Source organism: Serratia sp. CY32780 (assembly GCF_052169135.1).
Lineage (GTDB): Bacteria > Pseudomonadota > Gammaproteobacteria > Enterobacterales > Enterobacteriaceae > Serratia > Serratia sarumanii.
In genome coordinates this window covers 1-575 of record NZ_JBJNLI010000015.1, presented here as the reverse complement: position 1 = coordinate 575, position 575 = coordinate 1, and the positions used below count along the sequence as shown (strand labels likewise).

Sequence of the window (575 nt, the reverse complement as noted above, 5' to 3'; positions counted from 1 at the left end):
AGGGAAGACTCATCTTGAGGCAAGTTTCGCGCTTAGATGCTTTCAGCGCTTATCTTTTCCGCACTTAGCTACCGGGCAATGCCATTGGCATGACAACCCGAACACCAGTGGTGCGTTCACTCCGGTCCTCTCGTACTAGGAGCAACCCCTCTCAATCTTCCAACGCCCACGGCAGATAGGGACCGAACTGTCTCACGACGTTCTAAACCCAGCTCGCGTACCACTTTAAATGGCGAACAGCCATACCCTTGGGACCTACTTCAGCCCCAGGATGTGATGAGCCGACATCGAGGTGCCAAACACCGCCGTCGATATGAACTCTTGGGCGGTATCAGCCTGTTATCCCCGGAGTACCTTTTATCCGTTGAGCGATGGCCCTTCCATTCAGAACCACCGGATCACTAAGACCTACTTTCGTACCTGCTCGAGCCGTCACTCTCGCAGTCAAGCTAGCTTATGCCTTTGCACTAACCTCACGATGTCCGACCGTGATTAGCTAACCTTCGTGCTCCTCCGTTACTCTTTGGGAGGAGACCGCCCCAGTCAAACTACCCACCAGACACTGTCCTCACCCC

General features: G+C 54.3%; 1 rRNA gene. It reads right to left on the bottom strand.

Annotated elements, in window-relative coordinates:
- A 23S ribosomal RNA gene (locus tag ACJ8HH_RS23860) occupies positions 1 to 575 on the bottom strand; the annotation flags it as partial.